The organism is Pseudomonas palmensis, from assembly GCF_017848315.1.
Classification (GTDB): domain Bacteria; phylum Pseudomonadota; class Gammaproteobacteria; order Pseudomonadales; family Pseudomonadaceae; genus Aquipseudomonas; species Aquipseudomonas palmensis.
The window spans coordinates 31,629-48,247 of record NZ_JAFKEC010000016.1; the positions used below are offsets into that span (position 1 = coordinate 31,629).

At 67.3% G+C, this 16,619-nt stretch carries 12 protein-coding genes; 4 read left to right on the plus strand and 8 right to left on the minus strand.

The genetic code is table 11. From position 1 onward, the window contains the following. Positions 1-129 precede the first annotated feature (129 nt). From ptsP to JZZ72_RS11455, 3 genes are read left to right on the plus strand one after another with little or no spacing between them, the layout of a single operon-like run. Positions 130-2,988, plus strand: a complete 2,859-nt coding sequence (gene ptsP, locus JZZ72_RS11445) for a phosphoenolpyruvate--protein phosphotransferase (protein WP_210014479.1) — start codon at positions 130-132, stop codon at positions 2,986-2,988. Then, entirely contained in the window at positions 2,988-3,944 is a 957-nt protein-coding gene (gene pfkB / locus JZZ72_RS11450; RefSeq protein ID WP_210014480.1) for a 1-phosphofructokinase, read from the plus strand. The genes ptsP and pfkB overlap by 1 nt, the downstream gene beginning before the upstream one ends. Then, positions 3,941-5,680 carry a PTS fructose-like transporter subunit IIB gene (locus JZZ72_RS11455; protein ID WP_210014481.1) on the plus strand — a complete coding sequence of 580 codons (1,740 nt, stop codon included), beginning with the start codon at positions 3,941-3,943 and terminating at the stop codon, positions 5,678-5,680. The genes pfkB and JZZ72_RS11455 overlap by 4 nt, the downstream gene beginning before the upstream one ends. On the opposite strand, the gene JZZ72_RS11460 is transcribed toward JZZ72_RS11455, so the two are convergent. Continuing rightward, the gene (locus JZZ72_RS11460; RefSeq protein WP_043864478.1) at positions 5,681-5,911 is read right to left on the minus strand and encodes a DUF3820 family protein; all 231 of its coding nucleotides are present in this window, start codon (positions 5,909-5,911) and stop codon (positions 5,681-5,683) included. Between the two features lie 203 nt (positions 5,912-6,114). Between JZZ72_RS11460 and JZZ72_RS11465 the strand changes: the two genes are divergently transcribed. Then, entirely contained in the window at positions 6,115-6,591 is a 477-nt protein-coding gene (locus JZZ72_RS11465; RefSeq protein WP_043864389.1) for a PA2169 family four-helix-bundle protein, read from the plus strand. Here JZZ72_RS11465 and JZZ72_RS11470 read toward each other — a convergent pair. From JZZ72_RS11470 to JZZ72_RS11500, 7 genes are all read right to left on the minus strand, one after another. Continuing rightward, complete coding sequence (locus tag JZZ72_RS11470; protein ID WP_210014482.1) at positions 6,588-8,090, minus strand: GGDEF domain-containing protein; 1,503 nt, start codon at positions 8,088-8,090, stop codon at positions 6,588-6,590. The genes JZZ72_RS11465 and JZZ72_RS11470 overlap by 4 nt on opposite strands. 176 nt (positions 8,091-8,266) lie before the next feature. Further along, the gene (locus tag JZZ72_RS11475) at positions 8,267-9,541 is read right to left on the minus strand and encodes an OprD family porin (protein WP_236066263.1); all 1,275 of its coding nucleotides are present in this window, start codon (positions 9,539-9,541) and stop codon (positions 8,267-8,269) included. Positions 9,542-9,796: 255 nt separating this feature from the next. Further along, positions 9,797-10,018: a hypothetical protein gene (locus tag JZZ72_RS11480; RefSeq protein ID WP_043864392.1), complete on the minus strand. Its 222-nt coding sequence runs from the start codon at positions 10,016-10,018 to the stop codon at positions 9,797-9,799. 208 nt (positions 10,019-10,226) lie between these two features. Further along, positions 10,227-11,609 carry a heavy metal sensor histidine kinase gene (locus JZZ72_RS11485; RefSeq protein ID WP_104572934.1) on the minus strand — a complete coding sequence of 461 codons (1,383 nt, stop codon included), beginning with the start codon at positions 11,607-11,609 and terminating at the stop codon, positions 10,227-10,229. Continuing rightward, the gene (locus JZZ72_RS11490) at positions 11,584-12,258 is read right to left on the minus strand and encodes a heavy metal response regulator transcription factor (protein WP_043864394.1); all 675 of its coding nucleotides are present in this window, start codon (positions 12,256-12,258) and stop codon (positions 11,584-11,586) included. Before JZZ72_RS11490 ends, JZZ72_RS11485 begins: the two co-directional genes overlap by 26 nt. A gap of 9 nt (positions 12,259-12,267) precedes the next feature. Beyond that, a complete protein-coding gene (locus JZZ72_RS11495) occupies positions 12,268-15,369 on the minus strand; it encodes a multidrug efflux RND transporter permease subunit (protein WP_043864395.1) in 3,102 nt (1,033 codons plus the stop codon). After that, a complete protein-coding gene (locus tag JZZ72_RS11500) occupies positions 15,366-16,544 on the minus strand; it encodes an efflux RND transporter periplasmic adaptor subunit (protein ID WP_058541382.1) in 1,179 nt (392 codons plus the stop codon). Before JZZ72_RS11500 ends, JZZ72_RS11495 begins: the two co-directional genes overlap by 4 nt. Between the last annotated feature and the right edge of the window lie 75 nt (positions 16,545-16,619).

The window sequence follows — 16,619 nt, forward strand, 5'->3', positions numbered from 1 at the left end:
AGGTTAAACGATTCAGCAGGCGATTTTTCTGCCGTGGCCTTCGCCTGCGCCCGGCCCTGCGACGTGTCGGGTGCTGCTAAATTCACAACAATACCTCGGCGCCGGCCCGGCGCTGCAAAGGAGAGGTTCATGCTCGAGCTCACCATAGAGCAGATTTCCATGGGCCAGTCGGCCGTGGACAAGACCGCCGCGCTGCAGCTGCTGGCCGAGCGCCTGGTGGCCGACGGGCTGGTGGCCGAGGGCTACCTGGCCGGGCTGCAGGCGCGTGAAGCGCAGGGCTCGACCTTTCTCGGCCAGGGCATCGCCATCCCCCACGGTACCCCGCAGACCCGCGAGCTGGTGCATGCCACCGGCGTGCGCCTGTTGCAGTTCCCCGAGGGCGTGGACTGGGGTGACGGGCAGATCGTGTACCTGGCCATCGGCATCGCCGCGCGCTCCGACGAGCACCTGCGCCTGCTGCAATTGCTCACCCGCGCGCTGGGCGAGACCGACCTGGCCCAGGCGCTGCGCCGGGCCGGCAGCGCCGAGGCGTTGCTCAAGCTGCTGCAGGGTGCGCCGCAGGAGCTGGCACTGGATGCACAGATGATCGGCCTGGGTGTGCCCGCCGAGGATTTCGAAGAGCTGGTATGGCGTGGCGCCCGCCTGCTGCGCCGCGCCGATTGCGCCGGCAATGGCTTTGCCGCCGTGCTGCAGCAGGTCGAGGCGCTGCCCCTGGGCGATGGCCTGTGGTGGCTGCACAGCGAGCAGACCGTGCGCAAGCCGGGCCTGGCGTTCGTCACCCCGCAGCAGCCGCTGCGCTACCTGGGCCAGCCGCTCAACGGCCTGTTCTGCCTGGCCAGCCTGGGCGCGGCGCACCAGGCCCTGCTCGAACGCTTGTGTACCCTGCTGATCGAAGGTCGGGCGCAGGAGCTGTTTCGCGCTACCAGCAGCCGTGCGGTGCTGGAGGTGCTGGGCGGCGAGCTGCCGGCCGACTGGCCCAGCGTTCGCGTCGGCCTGGCCAATGCCCACGGCCTGCATGCGCGCCCGGCCAAGGAGCTGGCGCAACTTGCCAAGGCGTTCGAGGGCGAGGTGCGCGTGCGCGTGGTCGACAGCGGCGAGGCCGCCGTGTCGGTCAAGAGCCTGAGCAAGTTGTTGAGCCTGGGCGCACGCCGTGGCCAGGTACTGGAGTTCATCGCCGAGCCGAGCGTGGCCGACAGCGCGCTGCCGGCGTTGCTGGCGGCGGTGCAGGCCGGCCTGGGCGAAGCGGTCGAGGCGCTGGCACCGGTGAGCGAGGTAGCGGCGCCCCAGGTGCTCGAGCCGACGCTGAGCGCGCCGCTGCCGGGCACGCAGGTCCAGGGCGTGGCTGCATCGCCGGGCATCGCCTGCGGCCCGGCGCATGTGCAGGTGCTGCGCCATTTCGACTACCCGCTGCGGGGCGAGTCGCCGGTGATCGAGCGCGACCGCCTGCAACGTGCCCTGGCCGCGGTGGCCAGTGAGCTCGAAGCGCTGATCCGGCGCAGCCCGGCCAAGGCCATCCGCGAGATCTTCGTCACTCACCAGGAAATGCTCAGCGACCCGGGGCTGGGCGATGAAGTCGAGCTGCGCCTGCTCCAGGGCGAAAGCGCCCCAGCGGCCTGGATGACCGTGATCGAGGCCGCAGCGCGGCAGCAGGAGGCCTTGCACGACGCCTTGCTGGCCGAACGCGCCGCCGACCTGCGCGACGTGGGCCGCCGTGTGCTGGCCACCCTGTGCGGGGCCGCCGAGGTGGCGGAGCCGCAACAGCCCTATGTGCTGGTGATGGACGAAGTAGGCCCGTCCGATGTGGCGCGCCTCGATCCGGCGCGGGTGGCCGGGATTCTCACCGCACGGGGTGGCGCCACCGCGCACAGCGCGATCGTGGCGCGGGCATTGGGCATCCCGGCGGTGGTGGGGGCCGGCGCGGCGGTGCTGCTGATCGCCGCCGGCACCGAGCTGTTGCTGGACGGCCAGCGTGGGCGCCTGACCGTGGCCCCGGCGGCGGACGAGCTGCAGCGCGCCCTGGCCGAGCGCGAGCAGCGCGAACAGCGCCTGCAGGCGGCCCGGGCGCGTCGCCTGGAACCTGCCGTGACCCGCGACGGGCATGCCGTGGAAGTGTTCGCCAACATCGGTGAAAGCGCGGGTATCGAACAGGTGATCGACCTGGGCGCGGAAGGCATCGGCCTGCTGCGCACCGAGCTGATCTTCATGGCCCATCCACAGGTGCCCGACGAGGCCACCCAGGAAGCCGAGTACCGCCGTGTGCTCGACGGCCTGCAGGGCCGGCCGCTGGTGGTGCGCACCCTGGATGTGGGCGGCGACAAGCCGTTGCCCTACTGGCCCATCGCCAAGGAGGAAAACCCGTTTCTGGGGGTACGCGGCATTCGCCTGACCCTGCAACGGCCGCAGGTCATGGAAAGCCAGTTGCGCGCCCTGTTGCGCGCGGCGGGCGAGCGACCGCTGCGCATCATGTTCCCGATGGTCGGGCAGGTGGAGGAGTGGCGCCAGGCCCGAGCAATGGTCGAGCGCCTGCGCCGGGAGATACCGGTCGGCGACCTGCAGGTGGGCATCATGATCGAGGTACCTTCGGCCGCGCTGCTGGCACCGGTGCTGGCGCCGGAGGTGGACTTCTTCAGCGTCGGCACCAACGACCTGACCCAGTACACCCTGGCCATCGACCGCGGCCACCCGAGCCTGTCGGCCCAGGCCGATGGCCTGCACCCGGCGGTGCTGCAGCTGATCGACATCACCGTGCGCGCCGCGCATGCCCACGGCAAGTGGGTGGGCATCTGCGGTGAACTGGCCGCCGACCCCCAGGCGGTGGCGGTGCTGGTGGGGCTGGGCGTGGATGAACTGAGCGTGGCGGCGCGCAGCATTGCCGAGGTCAAGGCGGTGGTGCGCGAACTGAATTTTGAACAGGCCCGGCAACTGGCGCGTGATGCGCTGGTGCAGGGCAGTGCCGCCGATGTGCGCGCACGGGTGGAGATGCATTGATGGCACGGATACTCACACTGACCCTCAACCCGGCGCTGGACCTTACCGTCAGCCTCGCCACCCTGCAGCCCGGCGCGGTCAACCGCAGCCACGCGCAGCACAGCCACGCGGCGGGCAAGGGCCTGAACGTGGCGCAGGTGCTGGCCGACCTGGGGCATTCGGTGACGGTGGGCGGCTTCCTGGGCCAGGACAACCTGCAGCCCTTCGAGGCCCTGATGGCCCGTCGCGGCTTTGCCGATTGCTTCGTGCGGGTGCCCGGCGAAACCCGCAACAACCTCAAGCTGGTGGAGGGCGATGGCCGGGTCACCGATATCAACGGCGTGGGCCCGCAGGTCGACGAACACGCCCAGGGCGAGCTGCTGGCGCGCCTGCAGCACCTGGCCAGCGGGCATGACGCGGTGGTGGTGGCCGGCAGCCTGCCGCCGGGTGTGAGCCCGCAGTGGCTGCAGATGCTGCTGGCGTGGTTCAAGTCGCTGGGCCTGAAGGTGATCCTGGACAGCAGTGGTGCGGCCTTGATCGCCGGGCTCAAGAGCGCGCCGTGGCTGGTCAAGCCCAATACCGACGAACTGGCCGAAGCGCTGGGCCGCCCGCTGCACAGCATTGCCGAGCAGCAGGCCGCTGCCCGCCAGTTGATCGACCAGGGCGTCGAGCATGTGGTGGTGTCCCAGGGCGAGCAGGGGGTGATCTGGTTCCGGCGCGACGGCGCCCTGCAGGCGCTGCCGCCCCAGGTGGTGGTGGCCAGCACGGTGGGCGCGGGCGATTCGTTGCTGGCCGGCATGCTGCACGGCCTGCTCAATGCCGAGCCTGCCGCGCAGACCTTGCGCCGCGCCACCGCGATTGCCGCCCAGGCCGTGACCCAGATCGGCTTCGGCATCGGCGACCGCGTGCAACTGGCGCAGCTCGAAGATGCCGTCCGGGTGCAGATTCCCCACGCTCGACAAGAGGGTGAACAATGAAGATCGCCATCGTCACCGCCTGCCCCAACGGCCAGGTGTCCAGCCTGCTCAGCGCGCGCCTGCTGGATGCGGCCGCGCAGCGCCAGGGCTGGAGCACCAGTGTCGAGGTGCACGACCCCGACCATCCCGAGCGCCAGCTTTCGCCGGCAGTGATCGCCGCCGCCGACTGGGTGCTGGTGATCAGCACCGGCCCGTTCGACCTGCAGCGCTTTGCCGGCAAGCGCCTGTTCCAGAGCACCCCGGCCCAGGCCCTGCAGGATGTGGAGAGCTTTCTGCGCCTGGCCGCCGAACAGGCCCAGGTGCACCAGCCCGAAGCCATGGCGCCTGCGCCGGCCGCAGCGGGGGCGGTGAAGAAGATCGTTGCGGTCACTGCCTGCCCCACCGGGGTGGCGCACACCTTCATGGCCGCCGAAGCCTTGCAGCAGGCGGCGCGGCAACTGGGTTATCAACTGGCCGTCGAAACCCAGGGCTCGGTGGGGGCACGCACCCCGCTGAGCGCCGCGGCCATCGCCGAAGCCGACGTGGTACTGCTGGCCGCCGATATCGAAGTGCCCACCGAGCGCTTCGCCGGCAAGCGCATCTACCGCTGTGGCACCGGCGTGGCCCTCAAGCAGGCCCAGGCCACCTTGAACAAGGCGCTGGCCGAAGGTCGCGAAGAGCGTGCCGCCGGCAGCGCCGGCACCGCACCTGCACGCAGTGAAAGGGCTGGGGTGTACAAGCACCTGCTGACCGGGGTGTCGTTCATGTTGCCGATGGTGGTGGCAGGCGGGTTGCTGATCGCCCTGGCATACATGTTCGGGCTCGATGCCTACAAGGAGCCGGGCACCCTGGCCGCCGCCCTGCGCCAGATCGGCGAAGACGCCGCATTCAAGCTGATGGTGCCGCTGCTGGCCGGCTACATCGCTTATTCGATTGCCGACCGCCCGGGCCTGGCGCCGGGCATGATCGGCGGGCTGCTCGCCAGTTCGCTGGGCGCCGGCTTCATCGGCGGCATCGTCGCAGGCTTCGTGGCCGGCTACGCGGCCAAGGCGATCAGCCACTGGGTCCGCCTGCCCAGCAGCCTGGAGAGTCTCAAGCCGATCCTGATCATCCCGCTGCTGGCCAGCCTGTTCACCGGCCTGGTGATGATCTACGTGGTGGGCAAGCCGGTGGCCGGCATGCTCGATGGCCTGACGCATTTTCTCGACAGCATGGGCACTGCCAACGCGGTGCTGCTGGGCATACTGCTCGGCGCCATGATGTGCGTGGACCTGGGCGGGCCGGTGAACAAGGCCGCCTATGCCTTCTCGGTGGGCCTGCTGGCCAACCAGAGCATGGCGCCGATGGCCGCGACCATGGCCGCCGGCATGGTGCCGCCGATCGGCCTGGGCATCGCCACCTTCCTGGCGCGACGCAAGTTCGCCCAGAGCGAGCGCGAGGCCGGCAAGGCGGCGCTGGTGCTGGGCATGTGCTTCATTTCGGAGGGGGCGATCCCGTTCGCGGCCAAGGACCCGCTGCGGGTGATCCCCGCCAGCGTGGTCGGCGGTGCACTGGCCGGCGCGCTGTCGATGTATTTCGGTTGCAAGCTGATGTCGCCCCACGGCGGGCTGTTCGTGATGCTGATTCCGAACGCGATCAACCACGCCCTGCTGTACCTGCTGGCCATCGCCGCCGGCAGCCTGCTGACCGCTGTGGTGTACGCGGTGCTCAAGCGCAGGGACGTGGCCGAGCTGGCACTGGAGCCGGCCAAGGCCTGATCAGGGGCGTGGGCGCGGGTGCTTCTTGCGCAGCGGTTCGAGCAGGTCGGCCAGGCCGTTGTGGTCGACCTCGTGCATCAGCGCCAGCAGCCCGCCCAGTTCGCCCTTGGGAAAGCCCTGGCGGGCGAACCAGTTGAGGTAGTGGCCGGGCAGGTCGGCGATCAGCCGGCCCTGGTACTTGCCATAGGGCATTTCGCGGGTGACCAGCAGTTCGAGTGTCTCGGGAGTCATGGGCTCGGCGCAGCAGTGCAGGAAAGGCCCGACAATACATGCAATCTGCACGAGACCAAAGGTCCGTTCATGCAAAACGCTGCTTGGGGAAGGTTCAAAATTTTTATAAGTTGTTGATTTTAAAAGATTTAATTTTTACAGAAAAGCTGGCATGAACACTGCTCCTGTACTACGCAACCACCCTCATGCAAAGGAGCACTGTCATGACCAACGTGAACAAAGACGTTATTTCGGTTCTGAACAACCTCATCGAGTACAGCAAGGATGGCGAGAAGGGCTTCAAGACTTCTGCCGAGGATGCCAAGAACCCGGACCTGAAGGCGTTCTTCCTGCAGCGTGAAGGCGAATGCCGTAGCGCCGCCGCAGATCTGCAGCAGCACGTGCGTTCCCTGGGCGGCGACCCGGAAACCACCACCAGCCTCAGCGGTGACATGCACCGCGCCTGGGTCAACCTCAAGTCTTCGCTGACCAGCAACGACGACAAGGCGGTGCTGGAAGAAGTGGAGCGCGGTGAAGACCACGCCCTCAAAGCCTACAAGGATGCCCTGGAAAAACTGGCCAAGCTGAATGTACCGGCAAGTGACCCGGCATATGCCCTGGTCGAGCGCCAGTACCATGGCGTGCAGCGCAACCATGACCAGGTCAAGGTGCTGCGCGACGCGGCCCGCGCACGTTCCTAACCGGCGTACACCTCTACCCGGTTGCGCCCGTTGCGCTTGGCGCAATACAGCGCATCGTCCGCACAGCCCAGCAAGGTCGAAAGATCCTGCTGGGCTTCTGGCGTCTGCAGGCCCACGCCAATGCTGACGGTCACCGGGTGCTGGTCGTCGCCGAACGGCGGCAATGCCTCGACGCTGCTGCGGATACGTTCGGCCAGGGTCAGCACGCCGTTGAGGTCGGTCTCGGGCACGATCACCAGAAATTCCTCCCCGCCATATCGCGCGGCCAGGTCCGCCGGGCGGCGAATGCTGTGCGCGATCGTCGTCGCCACCTGGCGTAGCGCTTCGTCTCCGCCCTGGTGACCGTGGCGTTCATTGAACGCCTTGAAGTGGTCCACATCCACCATCAGTACCGCCAGCGGGCGCTGGCTGCGCTGGGCACGTGCCCATTCGCGGCGCAGTACCTGGTCGAGCTGACGACGGTTGGCCAGCCCCGTGAGGCTGTCGGTGGCTGCCAGTTCGGCCAGGCCCTGCTCGGCGCTGTGGCGCCTGCGCAATTCGCGCCCCAGCAGCAACGACAGCCAGAGGATGCCGATGCACAACAGGCCGGTAGCGATACTGACCACCAGTGCGGTGCGCCGCCACGAGCCATAGACCTCGTCGGTGGACAAGGCCACCACCACCAGCAGCGGCAGGTCGTCCACCCGTGAAAAGGTGTACAGGCGATGCTTGCCGTCCAGGCTCGAACGCGCGGTGAAGCTGCCGTTGCCCTGGGCCATTGCGCGCTTGAAGTTGGGCTGCTCGGACAAGTCGGCGCCGATCAGCGGGTCGCTGGGCAGCGAAGGGTGGCGGGCGAGCATCACGCCGTCGCTGTTGAACAGGTTGACGCTGCTGTCGCGGCCGATGTCCAGGCGCTGGAACAGCTCGCTGAAGTAGGCCAGGCGCAGGGCGCCTGACGCGATACCGGCGAAGGCCCCATCGGTATCGTTGATGCGCCGGCTGAAACTGATGCACCAGTCTAGCTCGCCCAGGCGTGCCTTGAATGGCGGGCTGATGACCAGGCCCAGGCCCGGGTTGTCGCGATGGGCCTGGAACACCTTGCTGTCGGCAAAGTTGGCGCTGCGTGGCACCACGCTGGTGGAGTCGGCCGCCACGTTGCCGTTGCGGTCCAGCCACAGGATGTCGCCGCGTAACGGCACGGTGAAGGCCTGGTTGAACAGCAGTTGCTGGCGCAGCGGCGCGGCCACGCTGGCCAGCTCAGGGCGCTGGATGGCCCAGATCAGTCCGTGCAGCGACAGGTCGTAGAGCTCGACGTTGCGCACGATGTCGGTGTCGATCAACTGCACGATATTGCTGGCCGAGCGTGCGGCCGCCTGGCCCACGTTGGCTTTTTCGCGTACCAGCAGGAAAGTCACGATGGTGATGATGGCCAGAACCGCCAGGCAACTGCCCAGGTTAAGGATCAACTCCGGATGAGTCCTGTACAGGGTCGGGCGCTGGGGCGGAAGGCGCGAAGGCATGATGGAGGTGATTCGTACCGCTGTCGTTGAAAGGGCAGGTGCGAGGCGGCGGTATTCTAGGCGGGTGCAGATTGTCGGACAAGCTGTTGCTGGTGCCGATTGATGTACGGCATCTTGGGGCTATTTGCAGGAAAAGAGCCTGCATCCTGCAAGCTCTTTGGCGCATGGCGGTAGGATCAGAAGACGTTGAGCGGGTACTCGACGATCACGCGGTATTCGTCCACATCGTTGTCGACCTGGGCGTAGCCCTGGCTGCCACGGTGCGAGGCCCAGCGCAGCAGCACGCTGAGGTCCTTGAGCGAACCTTGCTGGAACACGTAGGCCAGGTCCATGTCGCGTTCCCAGTGGCGGGCATTGTCGCCGTCGGCGCTGTACCAGTTGCTGTAGCCGGCGCTGGCCGGGTCGACCTTGCTCAGGTCCAGCTTGCCGCGCGAGTACGACACGGCGGTGGTCAGGCCGGGCATGCCGACGCCGGCGAAGTCATAGGCGTACTTGAGTTTCCACGAACGCTCGCCAGGCCCGTTGAAGTCCGAGTACATCTGCGAGTTGTCCAGGTACACGCTGTCGCCCAGGGTGATGTAGTCGAACGGCGTGTTGCCGTTGACTCGCTGGTACACCGCAGTGACGGTGTGGTTACCCACGCCGAGCGCCAGGTGCAGGCTGTAGGTGTTGTTGTCGATGCTGCCCAGCAGCGCATCGCCGGTGTCCTGGGTGTGGTAGTAGTGCAGGCCGGGGTTGAGGCTGACGCCGTCGGCGAACTGCCAGGTGTAGTCCAGGTCCAGGTAGTACTGGTTCCACACGTCCTTGAGTTCGGCGGCGTACAGGCTGCTGGTAAAACCTTCGACCGGTGCCCAGGCTGCGCCGGCCCAGTTCAGGTGACGGCTTTCGCGGTCATCTGGCAGGTTGCCGTAGGTAGCGCCGATGCGCTTGTGGCCGCTCTGGTTGTAGAGCTTGGTGAAGCTGGCCTGGCCGCCTTCGAGTTGCAGCCCGTCGATGCTGTTGTTGGTCAGGCTGACGCCGCGGAAGGTCTGCGGCAGCATGCGCGTTTCGCCACCGGCGATCACCGGGTTGGTCAGGAACAGGTCGCCGGCACGCAGTACGGTGTCGAAGGCCTTGAGCTTGATGGCAGCGCCGGCATTGGAGAACGAATCCGGGGCCTTGCCCAGTTCGCCATCGTCCTTGTAGTGGTAGGGCAGGATGCTCGAACCCGCCGTACCGCCACCGCCGTCCAGCTTGAGGCCGAGCATGGCATGGGCATCCAGACCAAAGCCCACGGTGCCCTGGGTGAACCCGGACTCGAACTTGCCGATGAAGCCCTGGCCCCATTCACGGTTGTCGTGGTTGCCGCGCTGCAGCTGGTTGCGGTTGAGGTAGTAGTTGCGGCTGAGCACGTCGAGGTGCGCACCTTCGACGAAGCCTTCGGCCTCGTCGGCCTGGGCGTGCAGGGGCATCGTTGCAGCCAGCGCAACGAACAGCGGGGTCAAGCGAAACGCGTGGATCACCGGTGTGGACTCCTTGAGGTGAGGGATGCAGCTTTTTATTGTGCGAAGCGGTGTTTTCTTGTGAGGACACATCTCTGGCCGCAGAACCTTTTGTCCAGGCCAAAAAAAAGCCGCTGATAGCAGCGGCTTTGAAAGACGGCCACGCAGGCGAACACGTCGCCAGCGCAGCAGTCGAGGGAATAGGAGAGAGGCAGAGGCAGCGTATCAGCTGTCTTTGTCGGCACTCGCAGAACCTTTGGACGCGGTCTGCTCCAGGTTTTTGGCGTGGTCCTGCTGCTGGGCGAGGGCTTCGCGGCCTTGCTGCGCGGCAGCGGCGCGGGCGGCGTACTGCGCCACGAAAGCAGGGGACTCCTCGGCCATGGCCAGGGGCGAGAGCAATACGGACGACAGGACGAAAATACTGGCAATACCCATACTGTTGGACATTTGAAGCTACCTTCTTGCATAGCAAGCTATCTATTTGGTGTGGGTACGATAGTCCTCGGTGGGGGGTTGAAACAGAGGGGATTGGGCAATGCACTGTTGCATTTCGGGCAACAGTCGAGCGCAGCGTTTGGCCCATCGCGGGTCAAGCCCGCTCCCACAGGGTGTTCGCTGGCCCTTGTAGGAGCGGGCTTGACCCGCGATGGGGGCTTCAGGCCGGCAACAGAATCCCGAAGGTATTGGCCCCCGCCTGGCTGCGGGCAAACACGCTGCCGCCATGCATCAGCGCAATCGCCTTGACGATCGCCAGCCCCAGCCCATGGTTGCCCACGGCGCTGTTGCTGCGCGCGGCATCCACCCGGTAGAAGCGCTCGAACAGGCGAGGCAGGTGCACGGCCTCGATGGCCGGGCCCGGGTTGCTCACGGCAATGCATACCTGCTCGCCCTGACGCTCGATATGCACCTGGATCACCTGCTGGCGGGCCGTGTGCTGCACCGCATTGTTGAGGAGGTTGATCAGCGCCCGGCGCAACTGCGCCTTCTCGATGCGCGCCCGTGCATCGCCGCTGACCTGCACCCGTACCTGGGCGTCCTCGAGGATGTAGTCCAGGTAGTCCAGGGTGGTCGCCACTTCCTCGGCCAGCGAGCTGCTGGTCAGCGCGGTGGCCTTGTTGCCCTGGTCGGCACTGGCCAGGAACAGCATGTCGTTGACGATGCTGCGCAGCCGCTCCAGTTCCTCCAGGTTCGATTGCAGTACCTCGAAGTAATGTTCGGCGCTGCGACCGCGGGTCAGCGCCACCTGGGTCTGGCCGATCAGGTTGGTCAGGGGCGAGCGCAGCTCATGGGCCACGTCGGCATTGAACCCCTCCAGGCGTGAATAGGCCTGCTCGACCCGCTCCAGGGTGGCATTGAAGGTGCCGGCGAACTGTTGCAGCTCTGGCGGCAGGTCGGCCGCATACAGGCGTGCGCTCAGGTGCGGTGGCGCCAGTTGCTGGGCCTCGGCCGACAGCGCCCGCAGCGGCCGCAGGCCGATGCGGGCAGCCCAGTAGCCCAGGGCCGAGGCCAGCAGCACGCCGATCACCGCCAGGCTGATCAATGCCCCCAGCAGGGTGTGCTGGGTGTGCCAGAAGGTTTCGGTATCGATGCCGAGCAGAAAGCGCAGGGCAGGGCGCCGGTCCAGCGCCGGCAGCTCGCTCACCAGCACCTTGTACGGGTACGGCCGGCCCTCCAGCTGCAGGTCGCGCATGCCCAGCGGGCCGGCGGCAAAGTCGCGTAGCGCGGCGTCGGGCTGGCCGTACTCGTAGTGCGCGTCGCCACTCACCACCCAGAAGCGGATACGCCGGTCTTCCTCGCTCAGCAGGTTGAGCTTGTTGGTGATCTTGGCCCAGTGCTCCCGGGTGCCATAGCGGGTCAGCGCCGATTCCAGCACGCTGTAGCGGGCGTCCAGTTCGGCCTCCGGCAGCAGGTCGAGGCTGCGGTCGACCTGTTTGTACAGGGCACCGCCGATCAGCAGGAACACGCCCAGCGCCACCAGGCTGAACAGCAGGCTCAGGCGCAGGGCGATGGAGTTAGTGCGCACGGCTTTCCAGTACATAGCCCATGCCTCGGATGGTGTGCAGCAGCTTGGTCTCGAACGGGCCGTCGAGCTTGGCGCGCAGGCGCTTGATGGCGACCTCCACCACGTTGGCGTCGCTGTCGAAGTTGATGTCCCACACCAGCTCGGCAATCGCGGTCTTGGACAGGATCTCGCCCTGGCGGCGCGCCAGCACGCTGAGCAGCGAGAACTCCTTGGCGGTCAGTTCCAGGCGCTGGCCGGCGCGGCTGGCCTTGCGGCTGATCAGGTCCACCCACAGGTCCGCGACCTGGATCTGCACCGGCTCGTGCCCGCCGCTGCGGCGGGTCAGCGCCTGCAGGCGCGCCACCAGTTCGAGGAACGAGAACGGCTTGCCCAGGTAGTCGTCGGCGCCTTCGCGCAGGCCGCGGATGCGGTCTTCGACGCGCTCGCGGGCGGTGAGCATGATCACCGGGGTCTGCTTGCGTGCACGCAGGGCGCGCAGTACGCCGTAGCCATCCAGGCCCGGCAGCATCACGTCGAGCACGATCACCGAGTAGTCGCCCTCGAGGGCCAGGTGCAGGCCCTCGATGCCGTCCGGAGCGAGGTCCACGGTAAAGCCTTGTTCGGTGAGGCCGCGATGCAGGTAGTCGGCGGTCTTCTGTTCGTCTTCGATAATCAGCACGCGCATGGTCGGCTCTCAGTTCTCGATCGGCCGGGCCGCCGGCAGGTCGTTGCGGCGGCGGTGGAACAGGCGCTCCAGGGCCAAGTATATGACCGGCGTGGTGAACAGTGTCAGCGCCTGGCTGACCAGCAGCCCGCCCACCACCGCGATTCCCAGCGGCTGGCGCAGCTCGGCCCCGGCCCCGGCGCCGAGCATCAGTGGCACCGCGCCCAGCAGGGCGGCCAGGGTGGTCATGATGATCGGACGAAAGCGCGTCAGGCACGCCTCGTGGATCGCCGCCTCTGGCGCAAGCCCGCGCTGGCGCTGGGCCTCCAGGGCAAAGTCGATGAGCAGGATGCCGTTCTTCTTGACGATGCCGATCAGCAGCACCACGCCGATCAGGCCCATGATGGTGAAGTCCTGGCCCATCAGCCACAGCAGCGCCAGTGCGCCAAGGCCCGCCGAGGGCAGGGTGGAGATGATGGTCAGCGGGTGCACGAAGCTCTCGTAGAGCACCCCCAGAATGATGTACACCGCCACCAGCGCGGCCAGGATCAACCACGGCTGGCTCGACAGCGAACTCTGGAAGGCCTGGGCCGCGCCCTGGAAGGTGCCGATGATCGAGGCCGGCATGCCCAGCTCGCGCTGGGTGCGTTCGAGGATGCTCACCGCATCGCCCAGGGCCACCCCCGGTGCCAGGTTGAACGAAAGGTTGGCGGCCGGGAACAGCCCGTCGTGGCTGATCGACAGCGGCCCGGTGCTGGGCGCCGCGACCTTGGCCAGCGCCGCCAGCGGCACCATCTCGCCACTGAGGGGCGAGCGCAGGTAGAAGTAGGCCAGGCTCTCGGCCTTGCCACGCTGGCGTGCATCGATTTCCAGGATCACCTTGTACTGGTTGGTCTCGGTCTGGAACTCGCTGATCTGACGCTGGCCGAAGGCGTCGTACAGCGCCTGGTCAACGTCGGCGGTGGTCAGGCCGAAACGCGCGGCGGCCTGGCGGTCGATGTCGATGCGGGTCACGCTGGCGCCCAGCTGCAGGTCGTTGGACAGGTCGCGGAACGCCGGGTTGGCGTGCAGGCGTTCGGTCAGGCGCTGGGTCCACAGGTTGAGCGCCGGGCCGTCGTTGCTCTTGAGCACGTACTGGTACTGGCTGCGGCTGGGCCCGGAGCTGAGGTTGATGTCCTGCCCGGCCCGCAGGTACAGCACCAGGCCCGGCACCTGGGCGGCCTTGGGGCGCAGCCGGTCGATGAACTCGCTGGCCGACACGTCGCGCTGGGCAGGGTCCTTGAGGGCGATCCAGAAGCGCCCGTTGGCGATGGTCTGGTTGCTGCCGGTAACCCCCACCGAGTGCGAGAACGCGCGTACCGCAGGGTCGGCCTCGATGATCTTCGCCAGCGCCTGGTGCTTGCGCACCATGTCCGGATACGACACGTCGGCCGCGGCCTCGGTGGTGCCGAGGATGAAGCCGGTGTCCTGCACCGGAAAGAAGCCCTTGGGAATGGCCACGTAGCCGCCGATGGCCAGGGCCAGGGTCACGAAGAACAGCCCGAGCATCAGCCGCTGGTGCGCCAGGGCCCTGACCAGCAGACGATCGTAACCGGCCACCAGGCGCTCGCCGAAGGTCGGTGCGGCGTGCTCGGGGTGTTGCGGGCGGCGCATGAACAGCGCGCACAGGGTCGGCGCCAGGGTCAGCGAGACCACCACCGAAATCAGGATGGTGGAGGTGGCGGTGAGGGCGAACTCCTTGAACAGCCGCCCCACCACGCCCCCCATGAACAGCAGCGGAATGAACGCGGCCACCAGCGAGAAGCTGATCGAGACAACGGTGAAGCCGATCTCGCCGGCGCCCTTGAGGGCAGCCGTGCGGCTGTCGTCGCCGGCCTCCAGGTGCCGGTGGATGTTTTCCACCACCACGATGGCATCGTCCACCACAAACCCCACGGCGATGACGATGGCCACCAGGGTCAGGTTGTTCAGGCTGAAGCCGAACAGGTACATCAGCGCGAAGCTGGCCACCAGCGATACCCCCAGCACGCTGGAGACGATCAGCGTGGCCGACCACTGGCGCAGGAACAGCGCCATGACCGCGATCACCAGCAGCACGGCGATCAGCAGGGTGATCTCCACCTCGTGCAGCGAGGCGCGGATGGTCTGGGTGCGGTCGCTGAGCACCGACACCTGCACCGATGCCGGGAGCATTTCCTCCAGGTGCGGCAGCGCCTGCATGACCCGGTCCACGGTGTCGACGATGTTGGCCCCGGGCTGGCGGAACACCACCAGGTTGAGGCCTTCCTGGTCGCCGGACCAGGCTTTGACATAGGCGTTTTCGGCGCCGTTGATGACCGTGGCCACGTCCTTGAGGTGTACCGGGGCGCCGTCGCGGTAGGCGACGATGAGCTGGGCGTATTCATCGGGGTGGAACAGCTGGTCGTTGGTGGCCAGGGTCGACACGCTGCTGTCGCCGTACAGCGCGCCCTTGGCCAGGTTGAGGCTGGTCTGCTGGATGGCCTGGCGCAGGTCGGCCAGGGTCAGGCCGATGGCGGCGAGTTTTTCCGGCTGGGCCTGCACGCGAATCGCCGGGCGCTGCTGGCCGGTGATGTTGACCAGCCCGACCCCGTCGATCTGGCTCAGCTGGCGTGCCAGCAGGGTTTCGGCGTAGTCGCTCAGTTCGTTGGCCGGCATCTGCGCGGAGCTGACGGTCATGATCAGCACCGGGCTGTCGGCCGGGTTGACCTTGCGCCAGGTGGGCAGGCTCGGCATGTCCTGGGGCAGGCGCGAGGAGGCGGTGTTGATCGCGGCCTGGACTTCCTGGGCGGCTGTGTCGATGTTCTTGTCGAGGGTGAACTGCAGGATCAGGCTGGTGGAGCCCAGTGCGCTGCTGGAGGTCATCTGGGTCATGCCGGGGATGGCGCTGAACTGCACCTCCAGCGGGGTGGCCACCGACGAGGCCATGGTCTCGGGGCTGGCGCCGGGCAGCTGCGCGCTGACCTGAATGGTGGGGAAGTCCGCTTCGGGCAGCGGTGCCACCGGCAACTGCGGGAACGCCACCACGCCCAGCAGCACCAGGGCGAAGGTCAGCAGCAGGGTGGCCACCGGGCGGTCGATGCACCACGCACTGATCGAGCTGCGCCCGCTCATGGCTGCACACCGCTGCCGGCAACATCGTCGCCGACGGGCGCGGCGGGCGGGGCTGTCAGTACCTCGACCCGGGCGCCGGGCCTGAGCCGCGACTGCCCGTCGGCCACCAGCGTGTCGTTGACCGCTACGCCGCTGATCACGTTGAGGTTGCTGTCCTGGTACAGCACCTTGACCGGCACCACCGCGACCTTGTCGCCCTCGACGCGGTACACGAAGTGCTGGTCGATGCCCCGCTGCACCACGCCGGGGGGCACCACCAGCGCATCGCGCTGGATGCTGGTCTGGATCTTCAGGCTCACCAGTTGCCCCGGCCACAGGCGGGCCTGGGCATTGTCGAACGCGGCCTTGGCGCGCAGGGTGCCGGTGTTGGCGGCGATCTGGTTGTCGATCAGGCTCAGGTGCCCTTCACCCAGCAGCAGGCCGCCGCTGTCGCCGTTGCCTTCGAGGTAGGCACGGATCGGCGCCGGGGGTTCGGCGGCCACCAGCCCCTGCAGGGTCGGCAGCCATTGCTGCGGCACGGCGAACTCCACCGCGATAGGGTCGATCTGGGTCACGCTGAACAGGCCCTGGGCGTCGCTGGTGCGCACCAGGTTGCCTTCGTCGATGTTGCGAATGCCCACCCGTCCGGTGACCGGCGAGCGGATCTGGGTATACGACAACTGCACCTTGGCCGCAGCGATCGCTGCCTGGTTGCCGAGGATGCTTGCCTTGAGCTGGTTGACCAGCGCCTGCTGCTGGTCGAGGGTCTGGCGCGAGATGCCGTTGTCTTCGCTGAGCAGGCGGTAGCGCCTGAGGTCGACCTCGGCCACCTGCTGCTGGGCCTGGCTCTGGCCCAGTTGCGCCTGGGCCTGCTCGAGGCTGGCGCGGATGCTGCGGTCATCCAGGGTGGCCAGCAGGTCACCGGCCTGCACCGACTGGCCCTCCTTGACCAGGATCCGGGTCAGCACGCCCTCCACCTGGGGGCGGATCTGCACGCTGTGCAGCGACTGCACCGCGCCGATGGCGCTGAGGTAGTGCGGCACATCCTGCTGCTGCACCTGGATCACACTGACCGGGGTGGCCACGGGCATGGCCGGTTGGCTGGCCGTGTGGCGACCGAAAGTCAGGTACAGCGCCAGGCCCAGCAGCAACGCTATCAGGCCGAAAAAAAACACTCGAGAGCTGGAAATTCGCATGCGTGCACGGCGCCAGGGCAGAAAAAGGAGGGCTGTCAGTAGGTTATAGCTGCTACTGGGGGTCAGCAGTGTGAC

Bases quoted from the DNA above. Each gene is read 5' to 3' on its own strand.
- pfkB (WP_210014480.1), top strand. From the start codon at position 2,988: ATGGCACGGATACTCACACTGACCCTCAACCCGGCGCTGGACCTTACC.
- JZZ72_RS11475 (WP_236066263.1), bottom strand. From the start codon at position 9,541: ATGCCCCTGCACGCCCAGGCCGACGAGGCCGAAGGCTTCGTCGAAGGT.
- JZZ72_RS11495 (WP_043864395.1), bottom strand. From the start codon at position 15,369: ATGAGCGGGCGCAGCTCGATCAGTGCGTGGTGCATCGACCGCCCGGTG.
- JZZ72_RS11480 (WP_043864392.1), bottom strand. From the start codon at position 10,018: ATGTCCAACAGTATGGGTATTGCCAGTATTTTCGTCCTGTCGTCCGTA.
- JZZ72_RS11485 (WP_104572934.1), bottom strand. From the start codon at position 11,609: ATGTACTGGAAAGCCGTGCGCACTAACTCCATCGCCCTGCGCCTGAGC.
- ptsP (WP_210014479.1), top strand. From the start codon at position 130: ATGCTCGAGCTCACCATAGAGCAGATTTCCATGGGCCAGTCGGCCGTG.
- JZZ72_RS11455 (WP_210014481.1), top strand. From the start codon at position 3,941: ATGAAGATCGCCATCGTCACCGCCTGCCCCAACGGCCAGGTGTCCAGC.
- JZZ72_RS11470 (WP_210014482.1), bottom strand. From the start codon at position 8,090: ATGCCTTCGCGCCTTCCGCCCCAGCGCCCGACCCTGTACAGGACTCAT.
- JZZ72_RS11465 (WP_043864389.1), top strand. From the start codon at position 6,115: ATGACCAACGTGAACAAAGACGTTATTTCGGTTCTGAACAACCTCATC.
- JZZ72_RS11460 (WP_043864478.1), bottom strand. From the start codon at position 5,911: ATGACTCCCGAGACACTCGAACTGCTGGTCACCCGCGAAATGCCCTAT.
- JZZ72_RS11490 (WP_043864394.1), bottom strand. From the start codon at position 12,258: ATGCGCGTGCTGATTATCGAAGACGAACAGAAGACCGCCGACTACCTG.
- JZZ72_RS11500 (WP_058541382.1), bottom strand. From the start codon at position 16,544: ATGCGAATTTCCAGCTCTCGAGTGTTTTTTTTCGGCCTGATAGCGTTG.